Raw genomic sequence first — 1,018 nt, 5'->3', positions numbered from 1 at the left:
GCTTTTGTCGGGTAGGTTGAGGATATTACTATCCCTTTCCCCCCTAAGAACCGTACGTGTGCCTTTCAGCACATACGGCTCAGGCATGCATTTATCCATATCTTAGACTAAATTAATCCTAGTGTTTTCTTACTCTCTATGTACTTCTTAACACTACGAAGTTGGGCATCATTTGGAATGTTCTCCTTTGCAGGAAATACCTTGTGGTATTCCAGGTGACAGGATATGTGAACCAAATTCAAGTTCATATATGCGTTACTCCCACCCTTAGTTCTAGGGATTTTATGATGCACTTCTAAACCTTCGGTACCGTCTGCAATTGATTTACTACATAAAGAGCATTTGTATTTCTGCTTTTTAGCTAACTTCTGCCTGTACGCTACATTGTTTCTATCAAACTCTTTAATATCACGTTTCTCAAAATAGCTTTTGAGACTTTTATTAAAAGGACTATAATCATATTGAATTTGCACGTGTCGCACAATTGGTATCCAAGATACCTTTTTCAGTTGGTTATTTGTTATGGGGTCTGTTAAGATCCAATTATTATTACTTTGACCAGTTTTATCTGGTTTGAAATACCTTTGCCTAATCCATTGCCAGCTCTTCTTTGGGTGAAGCCTTCGTAGAAACTTGTATTGGACTTTCCAAATATGAGAATCCATTTCAGAAAAGACTTTTTTGGCCACCGTCGGACTCCAGTAATTCGCTGTACCTAAAGCAATCGGATTGAGCGTATCAATTAGTGTTTGTACATTGTTACCATATAATTTCCTAGCTTTATCACTGATTTTCCTCTTCGCATTTTTAATACTATCCTTGGAAGGTTTGGTAAGAACTTTACCGCCGTTATGGGTTTTGTATTTTCTGATATTAAAACCTAGAAAATCAAACCCTTCTTCTATATGTGTTATTTTCGTCTTGTTCATTTCTAACTCAAGCCCCCTGGTTTTAAGGTAAGGCTTCAATTTTTCAAATAAACCAACGGTATCTTCCTTGGATTCGCACATAATGACGA

General features: G+C 37.0%; 1 protein-coding gene. It reads right to left on the bottom strand.

From position 1 onward, the window contains the following. Positions 1–107: 107 nt before the first annotated feature. On the bottom strand, positions 108–1,018 hold a 911-nt coding region (locus H2672_RS19115; protein WP_222439469.1), incomplete at its 5' end, for a group II intron reverse transcriptase.

The sequence above is a fragment of the Sporosarcina sp. BP05 genome (genome assembly GCF_014282005.1).
Lineage (GTDB): Bacteria > Bacillota > Bacilli > Bacillales_A > Planococcaceae > Sporosarcina.
Note: the sequence above shows the minus strand (reverse complement) of the source record. Positions and strands in the feature narration are given on the sequence as shown.